The 23829-nt window shown below is 44.4% G+C and carries 24 protein-coding genes and 2 pseudogenes; 7 read left to right on the top strand and 19 right to left on the bottom strand.

Annotation, left to right across the window (positions count from 1 at the left end):
* Positions 1-6: 6 nt before the first annotated feature.
* The 5 genes from metK to mtaA form a co-directional block, all read right to left on the bottom strand.
* Positions 7-1206 (bottom strand): methionine adenosyltransferase, encoded by a 1200-nt coding sequence (metK, locus tag EFE42_RS07235; RefSeq protein WP_123136617.1) that lies wholly within the window; start codon positions 1204-1206, stop codon positions 7-9.
* A 447-nt stretch (positions 1207-1653) separates the two neighbouring features.
* Positions 1654-2988, bottom strand: a complete 1335-nt coding sequence (locus EFE42_RS07230) for an amidohydrolase family protein (RefSeq protein ID WP_123136616.1) — start codon at positions 2986-2988, stop codon at positions 1654-1656.
* A gap of 15 nt (positions 2989-3003) precedes the next feature.
* Positions 3004-3636, bottom strand: coding sequence for an HD domain-containing protein (locus EFE42_RS07225; protein ID WP_199724105.1), 633 nt, complete (start codon positions 3634-3636; stop codon positions 3004-3006).
* An 11-nt stretch (positions 3637-3647) separates the two neighbouring features.
* Positions 3648-4391, bottom strand: coding sequence for a 4-phosphopantoate--beta-alanine ligase (locus EFE42_RS07220; RefSeq protein ID WP_123136614.1), 744 nt, complete (start codon positions 4389-4391; stop codon positions 3648-3650).
* Between the two features lie 83 nt (positions 4392-4474).
* Complete coding sequence (gene mtaA, locus EFE42_RS07215; RefSeq protein WP_123136613.1) at positions 4475-5515, bottom strand: methylcobamide:CoM methyltransferase MtaA; 1041 nt, start codon at positions 5513-5515, stop codon at positions 4475-4477.
* A 199-nt stretch (positions 5516-5714) separates the two neighbouring features.
* Here mtaA and EFE42_RS07210 point away from each other — a divergent pair, with 199 nt between their 5' ends.
* Positions 5715-6566: a DMT family transporter gene (locus tag EFE42_RS07210; RefSeq protein ID WP_123136612.1), complete on the top strand. Its 852-nt coding sequence runs from the start codon at positions 5715-5717 to the stop codon at positions 6564-6566.
* A 25-nt stretch (positions 6567-6591) separates the two neighbouring features.
* Here EFE42_RS07210 and EFE42_RS07205 read toward each other — a convergent pair whose 3' ends face one another.
* Both EFE42_RS07205 and coaBC read right to left on the bottom strand, forming a co-directional pair.
* The gene (locus tag EFE42_RS07205) at positions 6592-7467 is read right to left on the bottom strand and encodes a pantoate kinase (protein WP_123136611.1); all 876 of its coding nucleotides are present in this window, start codon (positions 7465-7467) and stop codon (positions 6592-6594) included.
* Between the two features lie 8 nt (positions 7468-7475).
* Complete coding sequence (gene coaBC / locus EFE42_RS07200) at positions 7476-8684, bottom strand: bifunctional phosphopantothenoylcysteine decarboxylase/phosphopantothenate--cysteine ligase CoaBC (protein ID WP_123136610.1); 1209 nt, start codon at positions 8682-8684, stop codon at positions 7476-7478.
* A gap of 116 nt (positions 8685-8800) precedes the next feature.
* Here coaBC and EFE42_RS07195 point away from each other — a divergent pair, with 116 nt between their 5' ends.
* Positions 8801-9358 (top strand): hypothetical protein, encoded by a 558-nt coding sequence (locus EFE42_RS07195; RefSeq protein WP_123136609.1) that lies wholly within the window; start codon positions 8801-8803, stop codon positions 9356-9358.
* A gap of 34 nt (positions 9359-9392) precedes the next feature.
* Positions 9393-10187, top strand: coding sequence for a 23S rRNA (uridine(2552)-2'-O)-methyltransferase (locus tag EFE42_RS07190; protein WP_123136608.1), 795 nt, complete (start codon positions 9393-9395; stop codon positions 10185-10187).
* 3 nt (positions 10188-10190) lie between these two features.
* On the opposite strand, the gene EFE42_RS07185 is transcribed toward EFE42_RS07190, so the two are convergent.
* On the bottom strand, positions 10191-10493 hold the full coding sequence (locus tag EFE42_RS07185; protein ID WP_123136607.1) for a DUF211 domain-containing protein: 303 nt from the start codon (positions 10491-10493) through the stop codon (positions 10191-10193).
* A 133-nt stretch (positions 10494-10626) separates the two neighbouring features.
* Between EFE42_RS07185 and EFE42_RS07180 the strand changes: the two genes are divergently transcribed.
* Positions 10627-11262, top strand: a complete 636-nt coding sequence (locus tag EFE42_RS07180; RefSeq protein ID WP_123136606.1) for a histidinol phosphate phosphatase domain-containing protein — start codon at positions 10627-10629, stop codon at positions 11260-11262.
* Between the two features lie 14 nt (positions 11263-11276).
* Positions 11277-11879, top strand: a complete 603-nt coding sequence (locus EFE42_RS07175) for a cyclase family protein (protein WP_123136605.1) — start codon at positions 11277-11279, stop codon at positions 11877-11879.
* On the opposite strand, the gene EFE42_RS07170 is transcribed toward EFE42_RS07175, so the two are convergent.
* From EFE42_RS07170 to EFE42_RS07160, 3 genes are all read right to left on the bottom strand, one after another.
* Positions 11868-12422, bottom strand: coding sequence for an XTP/dITP diphosphatase (locus EFE42_RS07170; RefSeq protein ID WP_123136604.1), 555 nt, complete (start codon positions 12420-12422; stop codon positions 11868-11870). The two genes, EFE42_RS07175 and EFE42_RS07170, sit on opposite strands and share 12 nt — an antisense overlap.
* Positions 12423-12493: 71 nt before the next feature.
* Entirely contained in the window at positions 12494-13084 is a 591-nt protein-coding gene (locus EFE42_RS07165) for a Kae1-associated kinase Bud32 (RefSeq protein ID WP_233564771.1), read from the bottom strand.
* Positions 13069-14061 carry a bifunctional N(6)-L-threonylcarbamoyladenine synthase/serine/threonine protein kinase gene (locus EFE42_RS07160; protein ID WP_123136603.1) on the bottom strand — a complete coding sequence of 331 codons (993 nt, stop codon included), beginning with the start codon at positions 14059-14061 and terminating at the stop codon, positions 13069-13071. Before EFE42_RS07160 ends, EFE42_RS07165 begins: the two co-directional genes overlap by 16 nt.
* Before the next feature lie 101 nt (positions 14062-14162).
* Between EFE42_RS07160 and EFE42_RS07155 the strand changes: the two genes are divergently transcribed.
* Entirely contained in the window at positions 14163-14411 is a 249-nt protein-coding gene (locus EFE42_RS07155; protein ID WP_148039265.1) for a hypothetical protein, read from the top strand.
* A 5-nt stretch (positions 14412-14416) separates the two neighbouring features.
* On the opposite strand, the gene EFE42_RS07150 is transcribed toward EFE42_RS07155, so the two are convergent.
* The 4 genes from EFE42_RS07150 to EFE42_RS07135 all read right to left on the bottom strand — a co-directional run bounded on the left by EFE42_RS07150 (position 14417) and on the right by EFE42_RS07135 (position 19140).
* On the bottom strand, positions 14417-15520 hold the full coding sequence (locus EFE42_RS07150; protein ID WP_123136601.1) for a DNA topoisomerase IV subunit A: 1104 nt from the start codon (positions 15518-15520) through the stop codon (positions 14417-14419).
* A complete protein-coding gene (locus EFE42_RS07145; protein ID WP_123136600.1) occupies positions 15520-17373 on the bottom strand; it encodes a DNA topoisomerase VI subunit B in 1854 nt (617 codons plus the stop codon). Before EFE42_RS07145 ends, EFE42_RS07150 begins: the two co-directional genes overlap by 1 nt.
* Positions 17374-17462: 89 nt before the next feature.
* The gene (locus EFE42_RS07140) at positions 17463-17906 is read right to left on the bottom strand and encodes a nucleoside deaminase (RefSeq protein WP_123136599.1); all 444 of its coding nucleotides are present in this window, start codon (positions 17904-17906) and stop codon (positions 17463-17465) included.
* Between the two features lies 1 nt (position 17907).
* Positions 17908-19140 (bottom strand): peptidase U32 family protein, encoded by a 1233-nt coding sequence (locus EFE42_RS07135; RefSeq protein WP_123136598.1) that lies wholly within the window; start codon positions 19138-19140, stop codon positions 17908-17910.
* Positions 19141-19333: 193 nt separating this feature from the next.
* Here EFE42_RS07135 and EFE42_RS11005 point away from each other — a divergent pair.
* Positions 19334-19456 (top strand): annotated as a pseudogene (locus tag EFE42_RS11005) (IS5/IS1182 family transposase); the annotation flags it as partial.
* A 279-nt stretch (positions 19457-19735) separates the two neighbouring features.
* Here the strand turns inward: EFE42_RS11005 and EFE42_RS07130 are convergent.
* From EFE42_RS07130 to EFE42_RS07115, 4 genes and pseudogenes are all read right to left on the bottom strand, one after another.
* Positions 19736-20176 (bottom strand): universal stress protein, encoded by a 441-nt coding sequence (locus EFE42_RS07130; RefSeq protein ID WP_123136597.1) that lies wholly within the window; start codon positions 20174-20176, stop codon positions 19736-19738.
* A 14-nt stretch (positions 20177-20190) separates the two neighbouring features.
* Positions 20191-21810: an APC family permease gene (locus EFE42_RS07125; protein ID WP_123136596.1), complete on the bottom strand. Its 1620-nt coding sequence runs from the start codon at positions 21808-21810 to the stop codon at positions 20191-20193.
* Positions 21811-21907: 97 nt separating this feature from the next.
* Positions 21908-23311 (bottom strand): annotated as a pseudogene (mtbB, locus tag EFE42_RS07120) ([dimethylamine--corrinoid protein] Co-methyltransferase).
* A gap of 11 nt (positions 23312-23322) precedes the next feature.
* On the bottom strand, positions 23323-23829 hold a 507-nt coding region (locus EFE42_RS07115; protein WP_233564770.1), incomplete at its 5' end, for a B12-binding domain-containing protein.

Raw genomic sequence — 23829 nt, 5'->3', positions numbered from 1 at the left:
CAAAAATCATTTCACTACGTTGAGATTGAATTTTCCTTTGAGGCTATCCACCCTGTCAAGTTGTTCCCAGGGGAAAATATTCCTGCCAAAATGACCATAAGAAGATGCCTGCCTATATGACCAACCTTTAGGATGCAATAAATTCAGATCTTGTATCAGGGCTGCCGGTCTGAAATCAAATATTTCACCGGATTCCAGTACATTCTGGATTTCCTGGTCTTCAATTACACCTGTACCATAGGTATCAACATTGATACTGAGAGGCTTTGCGACACCAATGGCATAAGCTACCTGAATTTCGCATTTATCAGCAAGACCTGCTGCAACTATGTTTTTGGCGACATATCTTGCATAGTATGCTGCTGAGCGATCAACCTTGGAAGGATCTTTACCCGAGAAAGCTCCCCCACCATGGCTGCCTACTCCTCCATAGGTATCCACGATGATCTTACGTCCGGTAAGTCCTGCATCTGCATAGGGACCTCCCAGAACGAACGCGCCTGTTGGGTTTATGTAATACTCGGTATCTGACCTCAACATGCCGGTTGGCTCAAGGACTTCATTGATAAATCCTACCATGTCATTACGAACTGTTTCAAGTGGGATGTCGTCAGTCTGCTGTGATATAACTACAGCTGTTATGTGGTCTGGTTTTCCATTTACATATTTCACTGAAACCTGTGATTTGGCATCCGGCCTTAAGTAGGATACCCTACCTTCCTGACGGATAGAGTCCAGATACCGGAGTAGCCTGTGACTAAACGCAATTGGAGCAGGCATATACTCATCTGTTTCATTGGTAGCATAACCAAACATCATACCCTGATCCCCTGCACCCTGCTCTTCATATAACCCTGTACCCTCGGTAACTCCCATAGAAATATTAGGGGATTGTTCATGGATTTTTGATATGTATTCAAAGGATTTGTCCCAGAAAAGAAGGTCCTTATGATCATATCCTATATCACGAACAACTTCACGTGCTATATTCTCTGTATCAATCTGTTCCATACCTTTACAGGTAATTTCACCTGCATTTACCACAAGGTCATGGGCTACAAGTGTTTCACATGCCACACGACTGTTAGGATCAGCTGCCAGACATGCATCCAGAACTGCATCAGATACCTGATCACATATCTTATCTGGATGTCCTGCACCGACCGCTTCTGAAGTAAATACGTGGTCATATTTGAGTTTACTCATCTTCACACTCCTGTTTTATCTTAATGGTCCGATTGAACGGATACACTAAAGGTCCGATTGAACGGATACACTAAAGGTCCGATTGAACGGATACGTTAAAGGCCCGATTGAACGGATACGTTAAAGGCCCGGATGAACGGACATACATTTCGATCTGAATTCGCAATCAAATGTCAAGAATGGATAATTCCACACTGTAACATCCCTATAGTATAATATAGTGGGAAATCCGGGAACCAATGAAAATCATTGTTTGCCACGAACATAATAATTCCACCATAATTTTAATCGTAACTGATTGACATCACATACTACGCCATACTATATATGTGTTTTCAAATTGAAGGTTTTTAAAATATTTTTACAGTACATAAGGAAGCAAATATATATTCTAATTCAAAAATAATAAATAGAATTAATTTTTATGTATTTCTGGCCAAACTGAAATTATTGATCAGATGAAGGATTATTCAAACCCAGAACATCAATCAGATGCTGACTGTCAGTTTTTTTTGCAGCTTTAGAAGCTTCCACCATTATCTCATATTCATCCATACATAGAACCTGACCGTTTTCCATGAGCACTTTCCCGTCCACCAACACGGTAGTGACATCACTACCAAGAGCCGAATATACAAGATGCGAATCTACATCATACAATGGAGTGAGATGCGGACGTTTCATATCCACAACAACCAAATCGCCGTAGTAGCCTTCTTTGATCATACCGGCCTCAATTCCAAGTGCCTTTGCCCCGTTTACAGTGGCCATCTCAAGCACTTTCCGGGCATCAATGACAGTTAGGTCCATACTGTTTACCTTATGGAGCAGTGCAGTCATTTTCATTACCCCGAACATATCAAGATTATTGTTTGAAGCACATCCATCGGTACTCAGGGACACATTCACACCCTTTTCAAGCAGTTGTGGTACCGGTGCTATACCTGCTGCCGTTTTCATATTACTCACAGGATCATGGCTCACATGAACTCCGGTTTCAGCCAAAATATCCATATCCCCCTCTGAAAGCCATATACAATGAGCAGCAAGTACATCACTGTCAAAAAAACCAATGTCATGAAGCATGTTAACCGAACACTTGCCATATTTCTCTTTCATCTGGTTAAGTTCAGCTTCGGTCTCAAGCACATGGATGTGAACTTTTACATCATCCTTGCGAGCCTGCTCACGCACATCATGCAGGAATTGCTGAGAGCAAGTATGAGGAGCATGAGGGCCATACATGGCAGATATGCGCCCATTGGCTGCACCATTGAAATCCTTTACAAAATTCCTGCCTTTTAAGAGGGAAGATTCTGCCCTTTGAGGATCTCCAAAATCAATCATACCATAGGAAAGGGCTGCACGCATACCACAATCCTCAACTGCACGGGCAGCTGCCTGCTCATGAATATACATGTCAGCAAAGGTGGTTGTTCCGGATTTTACCATCTCCAGGCATGCCAGCCTAACCCCTGCATAGATTTCTTCCGGACCCAATTTTGCTTCCACGGGCCAGATATAATCCTCCAGCCATTCTGCAAGTGGCAGATCATCGGCATAGCCCCTTAAAAGTGTCATTCCTGCATGATTATGGGTATTTACCAGACCGGGCATGACCACCGAACCGCTTGCATCTATTATTTTGTCTGCCTTGCCATTATAAGAAAGACCCACATAGACAATCCTGCCATTTTCAATGGCAACCTCCCCTTTTTTGAGATCTCCTGAATCAGGATCCATAGTAAGGATGTAACCATTCTTGATCAAAATATCAGCCATAAAACCCCTCCAACATCAATAAACTTCCTTTTTGAGCTGTTCAAGGAAAGTTTCCATAATTTTCAGCCTCTCTGTTGCAATCTCCCTGGAAGTATGTGTGTTCAGACGATCCATTATCTTAAAAGGCTTCCTTTCCATATATTCTTCAAAACCTTCAAAAGGGTTTTGCGCATAGGCATTCATGGAACTTTCCTTCACAGTACCATTGGCATGTTTTAATCCTCGCAAAGCCCCCATTGAAACCAGTGACCTGAAAATCCCCACAGCTCCCAGGGCATCAATCCTATCCGCATCCTGTAAAATTTGCCCTTCGAGTGATTCAGGAATCATACCCCGGCTAAACCTGTGAGTACGTATGCAGGATACAATATGTTCAATGGTTTTTTCATCAACTTCTTTGTCAGCCAGAAAAGAACTTGCGATTTCAGCACTATAGAATGCATGATCACCACCTTCCTCATGTTCCCGGACAACCCCCACATCATGCAAAAGGCCGGCAAGCCTCAATACATCAGGATTTCCCCCTTCCTTTTCCCCTATATACATGCAAAGGGATTCAACCCGCTCCACGTGACCCATATCGTGGCTACCGGGTTCATCGGAGAGTATATCTGACACATAATCTCTTGTGATTTCAATAATATCCATAATGATCACTTTCACTGATTCTTAAGATTCTGCATTAATTCTCCAACAACTTCTCTGAGAAAGGTAGCGTTATCAAAATCTCCTGCAATTTCCTCAAGCTCTTCATGGCTACATATTCCAAGTTGCCGGGAATAGCTGATTAGGTTTACCATCGCACGGCCCACATTGTCTACAATCGTAAGAGTGGCTGTCTTTGATGTGCGCGAGAAAGGATTCAAATCGATTGCAATAACCGTTTTACCCATCTCCACCAATTTCTGGCATCTATCCCCGTCTTCCAGGGGAACAAGAACCACATCTGCACTGTAGATTCCTTCCTGATCCACAATAGCCCGGGCATGTTCAAGATCAAGCCTGCCATCCCCTCGTGCCCCAAGCACACGGGTCGCACCAAAGGATTCCAGATGAGAAATTATACGAGATACTCTCTCCTCGGTACGGTGAAAAAGATTGACTTCAAGGGATGCTCCTGTGACAGATGCAAGCGCAACCATTTTTTCAGGGACAAGGGCAGATGTATTGCCGTTTACCGAAATGACCGGCCTATCTGCCAGAAGAAGCAGCGCAGAAGCTATCTTTTCTGCAAGTAAGGCCGAAGGAACAGTCCTTTCACCAAGCAGATAGTCAAAACATTCACCTCTGCCCTGAGCCACAAGACCCTGCATACTCGTAATACCTTTATTCACACCTTCAACAATATTTTCCCTTGCAATCAGGGAATGATAACGAGGATGTGTTCGGGGAATGCCAGTCAATTGTTATACACCTCTATAATCTGAACAAACATAAATAGATCATAAATCGTTGCTTCAAAAGAAAAACAGGTATTTGCACCTTCTTATAACTCGGGATTTAAACCCTTATAGTACTCATCCCTTGCTTCCACAAAAGCCTTCAGGTTCTCAAGCGAAGTATATGGTGCAAGTCCACAGCCCGGAGCAAGAATATCCACACCGTCTTCAATACACATCTTAGCCTGTCTTTTCACTTCTTCCGCAGGAGTCGAAAGGAGGATATCTACAGGCGAGACGTTGCCTATCAAACAAGCCCTGTCCCCAATTATCCTTTTGGCATATTTAGCATCCACTTTTTCTTCAATACTCAAACCCTCAAATCCGGAACGTGCCATAGGTTCGAGGATTGCGGTGGCATCCCCGCATATGTGCAAAATCATTGGTCCATCAGTGCCGGCACAGATTTTTCCATATTCCGGAAGAACCAGGGATTTAAAATATTCAGGAGGTAACAGGTCCGGCCCTGCTTCGGAATCAGGCATACAGATTGCATCCACACCCCTTTCGAAAAGGGCATTGGAATATTCAACACATACTTCTACACCCATACCGAGCAGTTCACGCATAGTTTCCGGCTCAGTGAGGGACCACATAAGGTAATTCTTTGCACCCACAAGAGAGATAGCAATTGCAGCAGGACCAAGCATGCCTGCAACAACAGGAATGTCTTCCCCAACCCTTTCCCGGACAATTTCCGTGGCATCCAGTATGGTGGATATGCGTTCACTTTCCAGGAAATTATCCGGGAGATTGAACTTTCCTACATCCTCCTTATTGTTACAGGGATTGTTAAGAACAGATGGCTGAGAATCAAAAGTTCCTTCCTTTATCGTACATCCCAGCGTCTGGGCTATAGCCGTACCGTCAAAAGGATAACGCACAGCTTCCAGGCCGGCCACCTCATACCCGCCTATAGCCAGTGCAGCCATTTTTTCAGCATCATAATGTGCCTCTGGCCAATAGCTGCCCGTGGCTTCCATCAGTTCAATAGTGCCTGTCTGGGTTACTGAACATACTGGTACCTTGTCAACATCCTTTCCTGCAAGGGAATCCAAAAATCTTTGTTTTAGTGTGATGCCTGCCATTAAATATCTCCGGATACAAATTATCAAACCGCAATTCTCTAAGGAAATCCAAATATGAAGTCCAGATGTAGTATATGAGAGTGATTTTATGAAATAATCTCACCTGAAGACTACTTCAATCTATCGACTAAAGCACAGATATAACATCAAATACACCAATCAGCCAATGAGAATCCCAAAATGAAACGGAGAATCCAAAATGATCCCTGTTGAGCTTATGGCAATCTTTTTTGGCCTTGCATCTGCCGTTTCCTGGGGAGCGGGTGATTTTATCGGCGGCTGTGCTTCCAGACGCACTAACGTATATTCAGTAGTTCTGGTAACCCAGATTGTAGGAGTTGTATTTTTTCCAATACTCGCATTCGTTTTCTCAGAAAACCTGCCCCCATTAAGTAAATTGTTATGGGGATGCCTGGCAGGTTTTTTTGGAACATCCGGATTGTTAGCCCTCTATCAGGGATTGGCTGAAGGAAAAATGGGTATAGTTGCCCCGGTGGCTGCAGTGATATCGGCCATTGTCCCGGTAATTTACTCTGCGTTTTATGAAGGATTTCCGGAAATCCTGCGAATTGCAGGATTCATTTTTGCTTTTATAGCAGTGTGGTTTATTGTCAGTATGGATAACGGGCCAAAAGTCAAAATAAACGACCTAAAGTATCCTCTGCTTGCGGGAATGGGTTTTGGACTCTTTTTTATATCCATAGATAATTTCAGTGAAACTGCCGTATTCTGGCCACTGGCCTTTGCCAGAGGAATAGCCCTATTGATGTTTTTAGGTTTTGTTGTACTGACAGGATCAGCAAAAGTGAAACCCTCTTCCATTGACGTACTTCCCGTAATTGTTCTTGCAGGACTTTTCAATACCGGCGGATGTACGTTCTTTGCACTGGCTTCAGAAGCAGGCAGGCTGGATATTACCACAATTTTATCCTCATTAAGCCCCGGTGCAACAGTATTGCTTGCATATTTTATACTTAAAGAAAAGCTTGCCCCCAGACAGTGGTTAGGAGTGGTATCCGCCCTTTTTGCAATAATTCTTATGTCAATATGAAAAAAAGATAGGAGTTGCAGAGATGTCAATCAGTACCTGCAATTGTACTGCTAAATACTGTTCCGAATTCACCCATCACTTCCCTGAGGACAGTATCAGTACACTCCGGACCAGCAACCGCAAAAACTGCATCCCCAAGCATAGCCTGTGAAGCAAATCCACCGACATTTTCCACAGCCTCGATAATGTCTTTTGCCCCCTTGCTCAAAAGGTCCAGTTCAAAACTAAAACTGCGGGATTGGCGCATAAATTCTTCAATGGTAGGATTCTGTAGCAAGTTTTTCATTGCGGTTTTGCCTGCAATATTGATCTTTCCAGTCACAGAGGAATCGGCAAGGGTTTTTTTTGTAGACAACGTACCCAGAGCCACGCAGTGTACACTAAAAGAGGGAGATACGATGCGATCCAGCAGGCCCCCTTTTGTAACCGGAGCAGGTCTTTTCCTGATAACAATCCCGCCGTGTGCCTGGGCTTCCACATCACCCAGTCCACCTCCTCCTACAACTTCGGCAATATGAGCGGCTTCCACAAGTTCATTTTGAGTTAGGCCCAGTGAGAAAAGATCATTTAAACTATAGGAAGTTGCCAGTGCACCTGCACCGGAAGCACCAAAACCACAGCCTACAGGAATATCAGCATGGGATTCTATCCTTACAGGTTCACAGCATAGAGAAGTAACCAGATGGGAAGTGACAGGTGCTTGCTTCTTTGAACCATTCAGGAATATCTCTGTCTCTGTAATATCGGGCCCCACACCTACTTTTACAGTGACCCCTCTGTTAAGAACTAGACCACAACCTGTAGTGCCCTTCAGGGCCGGATCATCGTTTTCATGGATTCTAAAAAAACCTGTAATATGGCCAGGAGCAAAGCATGTTACACATTCTTGTTTTGGATCCATAGAAACCCTCATAACAGGATTTGCTCAAGCCGGTCCATTATTACAGATGCGAGGTAACGTTTGGAACCACTATAATGATATGGTGAAGACCCATCCTGCAGGATATATACGGAATTGTCAGAGGTGCCCATTCCCCCTCCCCCCACATCATTGGCAACAACCATGTCAAGGCCGTATTCTTCAAGCATATGGGTCGCACTTCCCACAAGCTCTTTTTCACCAACACCGGTTTCAGCTTTAAAACCTACAATCACTATGCCGGGATGATTACCTCGTACCTGTGGCAATATCTTTTCAGTGGGATGCATTTCAAGAATAAGGTTCTGACCTGATTTAATTTTGGACCTTGAATAATCAAGTGTATAATCCGAAATCGCAGCCGAACTTATGAATACATCACAACCCCGGTCTATTTCTTTCATGCAGTTATCCAGCATACTGGCTGCACTTTCTGTATAAACCTCATTTATACCATCCACATCGAGTTCATTCCTGTGGATTATTGTAACATCCCCACCCCGTCGGAAGGCCTCCCTGGCCAGTTCCTGACCGGTTTTGCCGGAAGCCCGGTTTGTGAGTATACGGATAGGATCAATAGCTTCAGCAGTTGCACCGGCTGTCAGCACTATTTTCTTGCCTGCAAGTTTTTTCCCCATAAGTTGCCGCTCAGCTGCCAGGACAATATCATCACTGGGAGATATCTTGGCAATCCCTTCCTCTACACGGGGACCAACCAAACTGATGCCATAACTCTCAAGTTTTTCGAGATTGGAATGCACCGCAGGATGGTCATACATGGACTGATGCATTGCAGGTACAACTATCGTGGGCATCCCGCTACCAATAGCGGTTGTTGCAAACGTTGTTACAGGCGTATCATCAATCCCCATTGCGATTTTGCTTATAGTATTCGCAGTTGCCGGAGCTATCAATAAGAGATCTGCCATACCCTGCATCCCGCACATCCCCACATGCTCCACCCCCCCGGTTATATCCGTTATCACTTCATGACCGGTAGCATAATGTAATGCATCAGGATGGAGAATATGAGTGGCTGCTTCACTCATCACAGCATAGACATTTGCACCGTTGCGTATTAGTTCACGTGCCAGTTCCACAACCCTTACGGCTGCAATACTGCCAGTAACTGCCAGCACAACGGTCTTCCCCTCAAGGGATTTACTTTTAGTTCCTTTGATCCATAGTGTAGAATGCATGGTTTTCGCCTGTGTTATGAGGTGTAAGTCTCCAATTATTTAAAAATAGCCTGATATAACACATTGAACGTCACGGGCATGACATTATTAAGCCATAAAATGATACAGAAATAATCATGATTTCAATCGAAGAACTTTCCGGGATAATTGATGTACTGGGAGCAGCCACAGTCCACGAGATTACCTGCACTGCCCAGGAAATCACCTATGCAAGGGATGATGAACCCCCTACAGAGGAAGATATATTAAAGATGTGTGAAAAGGCCTGTTCCAGACATTTTCTGGAAAACGTAACCTGTGAAGAAATAGTAGGGATGGAAAACACAGAGGAGGCGACATATTTTATTCTGGGACCAGACGCGTTTCCTGAATATCCACAGGAATTGAGTGATGCACTTGATATGCTTGGGTTAGAAAAAAGAGAACTGGACATGGGAAAAGTAGCAACACGCTTTAAAAGAAGATTGAAGATGCGGACCACACATCTGGAGAACCTGATCAATGAAGTGCAGACCCCTGCAGAACCTGAATACATACAGGATCTGGAGGAAAAATACATGGACCTTGTAAATATTTACTATGATTTTGATTCATGGGTCCCTGATGCACTCACCGAGATAGAAGAAAATATATTCTCATTGAGTGCACGGATAGAGGAACTTAAAGAGGCATAACCTTTTATACTTACATAATGAAGGAAGCAATCCAATGGCAAGGCATAGAAGAGATACATATTACTGGCGTGCAAAAGCCGAAGGTTATCGCTCAAGAGCAGCCTACAAACTCCAGCAGATTAACAAGAAATTTAACGTTATCAGAGAAGACAGTGATGTTGTAGATCTCGGAGCCGCACCCGGTGGATGGCTTGAAGTCGCAAGAGAATTGACGAAAAGGAAAGTTGTCGGTGTAGACATATTGCGCATCAAGCCAATGGACAGAATAACCATCATCCGCGGCGATATAACCCGGGAAGAGACTGCAAATCAGATCAAGGAAGCAGTAGGAGAACAAGGAGCTGATACTGTTATATGTGATGCTGCACCCAATCTTTCAGGAAACTGGAACCTGGATCATGCACGTTCCATCGATTTGGCCGAATCAGCACTTGAATGTGCAACCCGCATCCTTAAACCCCAGGGACATTTTGTTGTAAAAGTATTCCAGGGAGATATGTTCAAGGAATACCTGGAAAAAGTAAGAGGCGAATTTACATATGTCAGGGCCCATTCGCCAGAGGCTTCAAGGTCAGAAAGTGCCGAAATATACGTCATAGGCAAAAAATTCCTTACCGCACCGATCAGGAAAGGGGAGGAATATGACGTTGTTATCGAAAGAATAGGATCCGGCGGCGACGGTACTGCTTTTGTGGAAGGGTTTGTAGTATTCATCTGTGACACTGAAAAAGGAGAAAAAGTGCGCATAAAGGTAAGAGACGTAAAACCCAATTTTGCTTTTGCAGATGTTATACAGAGACTGGAAAGTCCTGAAGAAGAAGAAAAATAAGAATCACCTGTCCTGGTGAGTCTCCACTTCTTCGATGATTCTTTTACCGGCTGCAATCTCATCTACGCTATGGACCACCGCACCCATATTCTCTATTTCCTGACGGATAAGTTCATAGTCAAGATCAAGCCCTTCCAGGGTGATTTTTACATTTTCGGTTTTCTGATCCATTTCATAAAGACTAAGATTGACACCATCAACTCCTTCCACATCACCCAACACACCTGCAAGTTCAACTATGGAAGGATTATGTGGCTTCAGAACATCCAGAACCAACCTGCGAATCCCTGACTTATTATTCATCATTCATTATCTCCAACATGAAGAATTATTTAGATATCCATTCCATGCATATGATATAAAAATATGGACATCTAGCACAGAAGATATTATCAATACAAACAATAAATACTTTGTACAAAACACAACAGGAATTATCATGATAGATCTACATACACATACAATATTCAGCGACGGAGAACTTATTCCAAGTGAGCAGGTCCGCAGGGCAAAAACTCTCGGATATGAGGCAATCGGCCTAACAGACCATGCCGATTTCACCAATGTAGAACACATACTCAACTGTGTTACCAAGGCAAAATACCTGGAAGAGCTAATGGATATAAAGGTGCTTCCCGGCATTGAGATAACACATGTGCCCCCTGAAAAAATAGCAACCCTTGCAAAGCTTGCAAGAGAACTGGGCGCCGAAATTGTTGTTGTACACGGGGAAAGTCCGGTAGAACCTGTTTTGCCCGGCACAAACCGTGCAGCTGCACAATGTTCGGATATAGATATCCTGGCACACCCCGGATTTATCACTGAAGAAGAAGCTAAAATTGCAGCGGACAACAATGTATGCCTGGAAATAACCTCCAGGGGCGGGCATAACCGTACCAATGGGCATGTTGCAAAAATCGCAAAGCTTAGCAGTGCGACAATGGTAGTGGATACTGATTCACACCATCCTTCTGACCTGATAACAACAGGCACTGCATTGAAAGTGGCAATGGGAGCAGGCCTTGAAAAGGATGAAGCAAAGCAGGTGCTGGAAAATTCAAGGGTCTTTATCTAAAAATGACATAGAAAATTATAGATATAGCACGACCTATCGGTCCTGAAACCAGAGTTTATCCCGGGGATCCAAACGTTACTGTCGAGAGAGTTGCTTCCATCGAATCCTGCGGATACAGTGTCTCAAAACTCGAAATGGGTAGTCACACTGCAACCCATATCGATGCCCCTGCCCATATATTTGAGGACGGGCGCACAGTGGATGAACTGGAATTGTCCTCTCTTGTAGGCAGGGCTTATCTGATCGATCTTTCCGGGAAAACCGAAATAGGAAATGACGAAATGGAAAAAGCTTTTTCCTTCAAAGACAAAAGCAGTGAAATCATATTGCTGAAAACTGAATCATCAGACCAAAAATTTGCAAAGATACTCCCAGATGCCGCAAGATGGATTGCAAAAAATGGCTTCCTGACAGTAGGAATCGATTCGGATTCGGTGGATTCCGGGGAAGGACTGGATAACCACATGATATTGCTTGGAAAAGGGATAAATATAATTGAGAATCTGGATCTTAAAAAGGTTGAGCCGGGTTATTATGGGTTTGTATGTCTGCCATTAAAAATAAAAGGGTGTGACGGGGCACCGGCACGAGCAATACTTCTCCAGTCATACGTTTGAGTCAACCCATTCCACAAACTTGTCCACAGCACGCTTTCTGTGGGATACTTTATTCTTTTCCTCATCTCCCATCTCACCAAATGTCCGGTCACCATACAGAAAGATAGGGTCATAGCCAAAGCCGCCTTCCCCTTTTTCCTCATAAGCGATGTTGCCTTCAACAGTACCGGTAAACGTCAGGGGTTCTTTACCCGGCTCACAGTAGCCAATGACGGATTTGAAATAAGCACTGCGATTTTCTTCATCCTCCATCAATTTCAGGACTTTGGGATTGCCAAGATTATCCTCCACAAAGGCAGAATAGGGGCCCGGGAAACCATTCAGGGTATCAATGAAAAGCCCGGAATCATCCACCATCACGGACATTCCCAGCTTTTCACAGGCCCGGCGGGCACCATCGGCTGCGATTGGTTCCAGGTCATCCTCCTGCAACTCAGGATAACCATCGGTGTTCTGGAGGACCTCAATTCCCCTCTGTCCCAGGATTGCCTTAATTTCCCTGAACTTGCCGCTGTTGCCGGTAACGAATACGATTTTGCGCATGGTATCACACTACGAGTTGTTAATAGATTATATCTGACTGTACAAGAACAAAAATGTATGATAAAAATTACTCAGGCGTACCTTCCCCTCGTTTCGATTTCAACAACCCTTTCCAGTACATCTTTCGCAGATTCAAGAGTGCGATTATAACCCCTACAGAAGGCAGCTATGAGTGCCTCGTGGTTGGGATGGGAGCTTTCAAGGGTTTGGAAGAGCACATGAATATCTACACCGCGGGATTCAATATCCTCTGCACTGAAAGCAAGCCCGAAATCGATAAGCCACATCTTGCTTCCATCCCAGATGATATTCGAGGTCGTAAGGTCTCCGTGAATTATACCTGCAGCATGGAGCCTGCCCACAAGTTCCCCGAGTTTTTCACATAAACCTTCAGAAATGACATATTTTAATGGCTTACCCTCAATGTAATCCATCTCTATGGTGGAATTATAAATATCATAGATTACAGGTGTCGCCACCCCGGCCCTGCGGGCTTGTGATATCAAACGGGCCTCTGCACGGGTACGTTCCCTGCGTATCCGCTCATCCAGTTCCCGCACACGATAACGTTTAGGGATACGACTCTTGACCAGACGCTTATTTCTCCGGATGACCTTTGCTTCTGCACCATCCCTGATCATTTCATTTACTCCTTCAGCCATGTCACATCCACCATGTCAGGACGATAATTGGGATTTACATGAGAATCTTCGACCTCTATTGTATCGCCTGCCTTATACATAAGAAGACCGAGCCAGGCGATCATAGCACCATTATCTCCCATGAAACGTTTTTCAGGAACATAAAAGGATGCACCGCGGTCATCACACATAATATCAAGCATCTCCCGCAGGCGCATGTTCGCACCGACACCACCACCGAGCAACACTTCAGTCTTACCGGTATGTGCCAGAGCCCGTTCGGTCACCTCCACAAGCATTGCAAAAGCATTCTCCTGCAGGGAATAACAAACATCCTCAAGCGTATGTTTTTGCAGGGCGTCGGTGGCTGCAGTTGAAAGCCCGGAAAAAGAGAAATCCATACCCTTCACCACATAAGGCAGGTTTACGTAATTCACCGAATCCTTTGCATACATCTCGATCTGCGGCCCACCCGGATGGGACAGGCCTGCGCTGCGGGCAAATTTGTCAAGGGCATTTCCTACACCTATATCCAGAGTCTCTCCGAATACGCGGTATTTTCCACGCCTGTAGGCCAGTACCTGGGTATTAGCACCGCTTGCATAGAGCACAACAGGATCCTTTGCAGGTGTTTTCCACCTGCCGATCTCCACGTGGGCCACACAATGGTTCACCCCCACCAGAGGAATTTCAAGGGAAAGGGAAAGGGCCCTGGCAGCAGTTGCCACGGTCCTCAAACAGGCACCCAGACCCGGACCCTGTGAAAAGGAGATCGCTTCAATATCATTGGGATTTATGTTTTTCTCAGCCAGTTCGTCGAAAAGATTGGACATCACCCAGGAAGCAAACTGGGCATGATGTTGAGCAGCTTCTCGAGGATGAATGCCCCCTGTAACCGGTTTGTATGTATGCGTAACCTCACAAACCACTTCATCTTCGTTAACAACAGCCGCACTCAGATTCCATGCGGTGCCCTCTATGCCAAGAACCAGCGTCACTTGCAATAACTCCTTAGCGGTAATGGGAAGTGGGGAATATTAAGTTTACTGATGCACACCCAGGTAAGTTATATATTCAGGGAAATGCAAAAAGGGATACCATGTCAGAAGAGAAAACCGAGCAAACAAAAACAGAGGCACAGGCATCCGTAAAAGAATGGAAGATAGGGGAAATGGGATTTTCCGATCGTCTGGCCACACCTGATGAAGGCATTAATTATGTTCCCCACAAAACAAGCGGCCTTCAGAGTGCGGCTGATATGTGGATTGACAGGGACAGGATGCTGGAAGGCCTCCATACAAAAAAGAGTGTTGACGACCTTCTGCAACGCACAAAATTCTTTGAATAACTTTTTTAAATTATACCCATATCTGAAAGCCTGTCGGGCAGGTATGTCTTTGTGACAAAGTCCAGACCCTTGCCCGCAAAGGCCTGCTGTTCTGCCTTTTTCCCGATATCAAGCTGCAGGTTAATCTGTTCTTTCCAGTAATCGGTTTCAAACCTCGGATCTGTAAGTTCACTTCGCAGGGCATCGACATCCTTATCGGTCAATTTATCGGTGGACAATTCATACTCCACAATATCCGAAGGCTGCACTCCGACAAACTTGGCCGCAGGAGTTGCCATGAACTCGGAAAGGTGGGCACTCTTGATAGCGCCGTATGCAACTGAAGCATAGATACGATAGGACCAGGGATCACCGTCAGTAAAGACCACAACCGGAATACCCAGCTCCTCATTCATACGCTTGATCATACGCCGGGTTGAGCGAGCAGGCTGGCCTTTGAGATGTACAAGTATAGCATCATTTAGTTCATCAAAACCATTCTCAATCAAACGGGCATACATACCACCGGTCTCAATGGCTATTATGAATTTGGCATCATGATCTATGAAATCGATATTCTCCACATTGAAAGGGATCTGATAACCACTTTCACCCACATCCTCCTGGCAATGGATATCACGATCTCCGCGCTTGGTCTCTTCCCGCAGCCGCAGGGGGCCAAAAAGTGTAGCACCATCTTCTTCGGGACGCATATGGAAATATTCCCTCTGGAGACTGGAAATAATCTCAAGATCCTCAACCAGGCGATCACTTTCGGGTTGTTCCTTGAACTTGGCAATATCCCAGTTCTCGGAAATGTAGTATAATTCCCTCAAAGTTGAACCACGATTATTCCCGATATGGTTCTTTAAAAGAAAATCAAGCACATGAGAGGTTTTCAATAACTGGAATGCACCTTTTACAGTCTTAGCACTTCTTTCACTTTCCCTGTCGCCATACACCCATACATCACTGTTTTCATTAAATTCAATATTGTTCTTGGTTCTGCTGGGCATATTCACATAAGGTATCTTTCCATCCACAAAATGCGAATACAACTCCGATGCAAGACCCGTCAATCGCTGTTCTGCAAGCCTGTCATGCTCTTTACGGTGTTCATTCTTAGCCATTATACAACCCCTTTTATCGCTCTGGCACCTGTAACGATCTCTTCCTCCACCCCTTCAACAATAGGTGTCTCTTTTATAGAATCCAAATCCGATGGGTCCGGTAACTGGTAATTGACGGCAAAAGCCTCACCTGGCTTGAGAACAATTTTCCATATGTAATCATAATCATTGCCCATACTGACCACTTTCGGTGATGGAGTTGCCTCGACCTGGAAAGGCAACATCTCATGTAATTTGAATTCTACTTTTTTACTCCCAAAATTCTTTGTCCTGAGGGATACATTGGTATCACCATCATCGAATTGCCTGTCAACAAGCAGGTTGCCCATTACCCTGGCAACAACGGGATTGATATCCGGTACTTCCCTGTCAAGTGTTTCTGCCAGTTTTTCAGCCATCCTGGGCAATACCTTGTTAATAATAACTTCCTTTTCCTTGCGTTTTTTAAGGGAACCTTTCTTTTTAAGGAAGCGATTTAGTTTCCTTCCCACTTCTTTCAGTGCCAGTTCCACCTCATCCTGAATCTCCGGGATATCCGCAATAGCGTCCTTGGATTCAGATGTAAAAGGCACATTTGTGGAGGCCACGTGTATAAGCAGTACCAAAGGACCAATGGGCAGCCCCCCGCCCGGCTGGTTAATACCATATTGCTTCCATTTGATACCTTCCACGCCATGTGTGGTCACACAGCCTCCCTGCTGATAAAGAAGAGGGACCCGGTTGGCAAACCGCATTATATTGACCCTGTCATCCTTTTGCAGGTTGCCTCCGTAAGCAATCCCAACTTCCACGACAAAGGGATTACCGGAATAAACGGAGGGAGTACGCGTGGTAGTTGCAATAAAATCTACTTTGAATTCTTTCTCCAGACCTTTATAGATCAATTCTTCACCTATTGGGGAAAGACAATCTGTCGGAGGGGACATGATTTTTACTTTCTGGAAGGCATCAAGAAGGCGTTTCGCATCTTCCCTTTCAATGGTGTGCGGGTCCATATCCACATCAAGTCCACTGGCACTACAGATTTCTTCTGCTGTGAGCAAACCTATCTTGGAAAAAGAATATCTCAGAAAAGGAGCAAGTCTTTGCCTGCCGGTATAACGCAGCATTTTCATAAGAGTACCCAGCTCGATACCATGGGGATGTGGTAAAATCTCGCTTGCAGGCTCGGGTATTTTATCAGTGGCCCTTTCAAATATCCTCTCATCACCTTCAGGGTCAATGAGTTTTATACGGGCATGGGGATTTACAATGGCTGTGGCTTTGAGATATTCCTCTACAGATTGGCGGCGCCCCTTTACATAGGTGGCCTCCATTTCCATCTCCACCCGGGTTCCATGGGGACGATCCCATTCGGTTATTTCATCTTTCAATATCTCGGGATCATTGGTGCGGGTATTGATCATCAGTTCATAATAGTGAGCCGGGGACGGGGAGCCAATCTTTGAAATGATCCTGGTAGCATGGCCTGCTGTCAGCTGGGAATAGAGGACCGCTGCAGAGATACCGATACCCTGCTGACCCCTGCTCTGTTTGAGAGCATGAAAGCGGGAACCGTAAAGCAGTTTGGCAAAAACCCGCGGGATCTGATCTTTCACAATACCCGGACCATTGTCCTCTATAATCACAACGACCCCACTTCTACCCGAGCGTTTGATATGAAGCATAATATCAGGTAATATCCCCGATTCCTCACAGGCATCCAGAGAGTTATCCACAGCTTCCTTTATAGTAGTAATAAGACTTCTGGGGGCCGAATCAAAACCCAGTATCTGCCTGTTCTTTTCAAAAAATTCGGCTATACTTATTGACTGTTGTTTTTTTGCAAGTTCTTCTGCAATTGGTGCTGGCATTGAACCTTCATCCCCTTAAAAACAAATTTCCTGCAAAATTAAGACCACAGGAGACGCTACAATATAGTCAGCATATATTTATATATTTGTCAGTATGGCTCACTTTCCCCTATATCCTCATCCCAGAGTTCAGGGTAATCCCGAATAAATTCCTTCATCAGCATTTTACATTCAGGTACACACAGGTCCACCACCTCAACTCCCTTGCTACGCAGGAAATCCTGTGCGCCTTCAAAGGTTTCTGATTCGCCTGCAACCACTTTCTTTATACCAAACTGCACCACAGCACCGGCACACAGGTAGCAGGGCATAAGGGTAGAATACAACACTGTATCCGCATAACTTCCAATTCTGCCCGCATCCCTCATACAGGAAATTTCCGCATGTGACAGCGGATCGTCTTCCTGAACCCTGAGATTATGCCCTCTTCCGATAATTTTTCCATTCCTCACAAGGACAGAGCCTATGGGGATGCCACCTTTATCGCGGCCTGCCATGGCTTCATTTATCGCTTCTTTCATGAATTTATCCATTTCATTCACTCCCGCATTTATCAGAATCTGCTATCCTGAATACTTTATCATTGGGCCTGACCCTACCATCTACCGCAAGCCCCAGATCCATACCTTTTGCAGCTGATTTAATATTACTACCTGTCACCTGTATGGAAGATACATGCTGTTCAAGATGGGTATTTTCCCCTTCAATCAGAATTGTATCACCTACATTAAGGCCAGAATCAGTAAGTTTCACATATGCAGCACTCTGATTTTTATAATAATTTACAACCTCGCCTACAAGTTCTTTGAGGGTTTGCGATGCATTCATGTCTTTTTCCACAATGAAACCTTCCCGGGAAGGAATACCGAAATAGAAACCTGTGGAAAAACCACGATTGTAGACACTACTGAGTTGCTTCATCCAGATGTTCACATGCCTACTGTCAAATTTGTTATTCCTATATTCATCCAGTGCCCTGCGATAACAGCTTGAAACAACTGAAGTGTATCTTGTATCCCGCAACCTACCCTCCACCTTAAAAGAATCAATCCCAGCCTCTACAAGCTCTGGTATATGTTCGATCATACAGAGATCCCTTGCACTGAGAAGATAGTGCCCCTCAATATCTACGGTTGATCCATCCTCACCTACAAGACTCCAGTCCCAGCGGCAAGGCTGAGAACACTCCCCACAATTACCGGACTTGCCCAGCAAATAGGCCGACAGATAACAGCGTCCTGAAATAGCCTGGCACATAGCCCCGTGAATAAAGACCTCAAGTTCCATAGAAGTGCTTTTGCGAATGGATTTAATTTGCTCCAGATTTAATTCCCTTGCAAGGACCACCCTGCTAGCCCCGAGACGCTTATAGAATTCAACCGATTCCTGGTTGGAAACGTTGGCCTGAGTGGATATATGCACATTGAGTCCTGCATCTGATGCCCTCATTATCACCGACGGATCCCAAGCTATGACCGCATCCACATCTGAAGAGGTCACATGGTCCATTATCCGATCCAATTCATCCAGATCGTTCGGATATATCACCGAATTCAGAGTGAGGTATGCTTTAATGTCATAAGAATGGATAAAAGCTACAAAATCATCAAACTCTTCCAGAGAGATAGCACGTGCCCGAGCCCGCAAACTGAACCTGTCAAGAGAAAAATAGACCGCATCTGCATTATCTTTACAGGCAACTAGAGCGGCTCTATTCTTAACTCCCATAGCAAGTTCAGGAATATTAATAGTTGTTCTACATTTCATGGATTTAAAAAAGTGGATACAATGTTAAATTACTTTTGTGTGGGCTCTGTAGAAAACCCTTTCCGCTAACACATTAACATTTTATAAGGAGAGGTGCCAATGTAATTTTAGCCATGAAAACACAAAGTGAAAGAATGTGTTTTGTTCCAGATTGGAAATCTGGAACTCCCATTAAATCTGTGATTTAATGGTATACCGTCGAAAAATGAGAGATGAATTGATGAAGATGTCTACCATTATAGAAACCTGGTAGAGACGATATTTTCTGTTTTGAAAAGGAAATTATGGTGAAGAACTGAGGGCAAGAAAATACAGAATCTACAGAGCCCAAATGAGAACATCAAAAAGAAAGGAGGTAATGAACTGAGAGCGGAAACTATCAAAAAATAAGCAGAAAATTAGCAAATTTAAATGAAAACCGACGAATGGAAGAATAGAGGGCCAAAATTCACAGGAAGTTTGGGAAATGAACGTCAATAGATATAATAAAAAATAAATAAAAAAGACAATGCTTCTATGGAAACATTGCCATATATCAAAATTAAGTCTTTAAAAGTTGCATGTATATCAATTGATATACATGCAAATTGAACGCTCAGGGGACTACCAACACCGGTTTATTGGAATGCCGGATCACCTTATCAGCTACACTGCCTAGAATATGGCTGGCTGCACCGGTTCTACCTCGCGTACCCATCACAATCATATCCATATCATGTAAGGACGCAAAACTTGCGATCTCTTCTGCTGGATTTCCTTCAAGCAATACTTCTTTGGCCTCAATATCCATTGATTTGGCCTTTTTAGCAATTTCTTCAGTAGCTTTTTTACCAACATTGGTAAAGAAACTATCCATCGATTCTGCCCAAGAAACATCTCTGATACCTGCATAGATAGACGTATGAGGTACAACATATACAGCATATAATTCTGCTCCAGATGTTTTTGCAAATCCCATAGCATAGGATACAGCATTTTGAGCATTTTCCGATCCATCTGTGGCTATTAAAATCTTTTCACATTCTTTACATTCCATACTTCACACCCCCATTAGGTCAAATAAATTCCTATCATGGCTACATATCCAAGAATAACCAGCATAAGGACAGTCGTGAGGACGGCGTCTCTTGTACCATTTTCTGCCGGCCTTCCATCCTCAAATGGTATTCCTTTCATATAGTCTGGCATTGAACTTTCACCCCATATTTTCCATCCAGGTCTTTCTTGGTATTTCTTACGATATGTATAAACCAGTAACACTATTATACTGATCGAAAGACCTACCATTGTACCTGAAATTCCACCAAATACCGGAGCTGCAAATAAACTTGCACCAATAACCAAGAAAGCCGGTGCAAATAATGCATACATCCAGCCAGGCATTTTAAAAGGTCGATATGCGTCCGGGAATTTCCTTCTCATATATGTAACCGAAAGGTTTGCCAGTATGTTAACAAGACTGTATCCTATAGCTGAAGCTGCAAGGATAATAATTGGGGCTTTGAGGAACATCAGTACAATGTTAAAGATAATATCAAAACCCATTCCAACAGCTGGAATATCATATTTGTTCAATATTCCAAACTGTTTAACAAGCATTCCGTCTTCAGCCATCTGGTACAGAGCACGTCCTCCCCCATTGGTAGCCTGATTCAATGCCAGAAGAATACCAAGCATCATCACTACCATCATTATATGTCCACCCAGTTCACCAAAACATGTGATTCCAATGTTTGGTATGGCAAGGAGTGGATCACCCTGAATCCCTTCAATACCTACAACACCAAGTGCTGTTATTGGAAGAAGGATATAGAAAAACGCAACAAGAACCGATGCTACACTTACAGCTTTAAAAGTATCAGTTTCAGGGTGTTTATATTCGGCTGTATAAACTGCTACAGCTTCATAAGCAACAACACACCACCAGGCGATGAATAATCCTCCCAGAATACCATAAATTGCATCAAATGTAAACCAAGAAGATTCCAATTCACCGGTAGCCCAATTCAAGGGAAGGAATGGTGTAAAGTTGCCAAAATCAATGTTTCCAGTAAACCATGGTGCTAGAGCAAGAATTGCCATAGGAATAATAGTTGCCAGGGCAAGTACCTGAGCAAGCTTTGCTCCTCCCATCAATCCATAATAATTGATACCATATAGAATTAAAAGGAAAACTGCGCCAATAGCAACATCACTTGGAATAATAAACAATATGGTCTCTGGAATTGTAGGGATAAGGGTCATGAACCAGTGACCTACGACCAAACCGCCAATTGCAAGTACTGGACTCCATGCCCACCAATAACCCCATATACCAATTACGCCAATCATATCCCCAATTATAGGATGTTTCTTTACAACCTGAGAATTTTTCCAGGCGGCATACTGAAATACTCCCATTCCTCCTGTCTTATTTGAGAAAATTCCTGCCAGTTCCGCATACCCAAATACTAGCCATACAGCTACGAAAGTGGAAATAACCCATACAACTATTGAACCAACACCTAAAATTGCGGCCATATCACCCAAAGAATACAACAATAGGGCAGGAACCGCCATTGCCAAAGCTACACCATCCCACCAATTAGCTACCCTCTTCATTCTTGCGCTCTTACCTGATTCCAGCTCAGTAGAATCTTCAGCAGGTGCTTGAATTGTGTTTTCATCCATATATTTCACCTTCTTTTATACGTTCTCTGTTTCATCGATTCTATTCCGAAATTATTCAATTTATCTGCCTTAAATAAAAGGCAGACAAATGTTCTTCTTACATTGTGATTTCCCTGAATTTATCGCAGCAGTTGATTTCAACATCCAGAAGTTTCTCAATATTCATCTTGGATGCGATACCCTTGGCGCATCCTGGAACGGATGTAAGTACACCAATATCAAGTTCCTCACGGATTTCCCTCATGACATATTCGTCACTCAGGTCAAGTGCTTCAACGCCGAGTTTCCTGGCAACATAGTCCTTGGCTTCATTTATGCGCATGTTCTCGGAGAACTGCATCCTGGCAACAAGGTCACCGGCTGCACGCATGCCTGTGAGACCGGAAGCCATGATGTGTGAGATTGGCATACCGATTGGGTCGCCAACTCCGATCTATATACCGTCGACACCTGCAATCTCGACCATTGCCTTGCTGGCACGGGTTACTGCATCGATTGGTGGAGTCTCGAACATTGGGATACCGCCGACACCCATACCCATGTCAACATGACAGGGGATGTTTGCAGCTGAAACGGCTGCTTTGGTGAAGGTTACTGCACGGGCAAGGTTCCATGCGGAGGACTTGCTGGTATTGGTGTTACAGACCGGACCGAACACATTTGCACCGGCTTCTTCAGCAAGTGGCACCTGCTCATGTGGCCACAGACCTGCAAGAGCCTTACCTTCGAACTCAAGTTCGCCGTGCATACCAAGGGTACATTCTCCGGCCATACCTGCTTCGATGTAGATGTTAGGGAATTCTTCCCTGAGTGCTTTCATCGCATACAGGGATGCATATACGTCCCCGTCACCTGCAGCACCGATGGTATCGAAGTTGACACCGTCACAGCCTACTTTCTGCAGGTGCTGCATGATCCAGGTAATGTCACGGGTTGCATGGTCACCGGCATGCTCGATGGATTCACGGGCTTCGTTGATCTTGAAAGCCTTCATGAGGTCACCAGGATTTTCGAATGGACCATCTGGTGTATAATAGAGACCAAGATTTGGCATTGCTCCATAGAGAAGGGGGACAGTCATATTCTGCTGGCAAACTTCCATTGCCTGCTGTTCCTGGGCAATAACCGGTTTGACTGGTTTGAAACTGTAGTCGATATGACCAAGTTCCATTGTGTCAGCACCGAAACCTCTCTCGTGCATCATGCAGCCAACGAGACGACTGGATGGAATTCCTACACCACTGTTACCCTGATCACCATCGATCCTGATTGAACCAATGTCGTGGGTTACAGGGATTTCCATACCTGGTTCGACACTGACTATACGATTGGGATCCATAATGATATCTGCGAGCTTGTCGATTTCATCCCCGGAAAGTTCAGGAATGTCACCAAGGTCTGCTGCATCTGCACTACCTTCCTGAAGGTCTGCAATGATCTGCTCCCTGGTCATGGAGATACGTTCGCCATCCCCCATTCTTAAAAAATATTCATTTGCCATTAATAATCACCTTATAAAAGAAGCTCTTTTGCCTTGTTGACAGCTTCTGTTGCATTTTCTGCATAACAATCTGCACCGATCTTTTTGGCCCATGAGTTGGTTGCAGGGGCACCGCCTACCATGACTTTTACCTTGTCACGGAGACCTTCTTCTTCGAGGGCTTCGATTACTTCCTTCTGGCCCTGGAGAGTGGTGGTCATAAGTGCGGAAACTCCGACCATGCTTGCATTGGTTTCCTTGATCTTGGCAATGAAATCTGCTACAGGTGCATCACGACCGATGTCATAGACTTCGAATCCGGATGTCTGGAGCATTGTGGATACAATAGCCTTACCGATGTCATGGACATCTCCCTCTACTGTACCATTGACAATTACACTGGCAGCTTTTTCGGATGATTCAGGCATATCGTCTTTAAGTTCGTCCACACCGGCCTGCATGGCTTCTGCAGCCATCATAACATGTGGAAGGAATAATTTACCCCTTTCAAAAAGGGTACCGACTTCATTCATACCTGC

The organism is Methanohalophilus sp. RSK (genome assembly GCF_003722075.1).
In the GTDB taxonomy this organism is placed as follows: domain Archaea; phylum Halobacteriota; class Methanosarcinia; order Methanosarcinales; family Methanosarcinaceae; genus Methanohalophilus.
The sequence above is the reverse complement of the archived record's forward strand: the minus strand, read 5'-3'. Positions and strand labels throughout refer to the sequence as shown.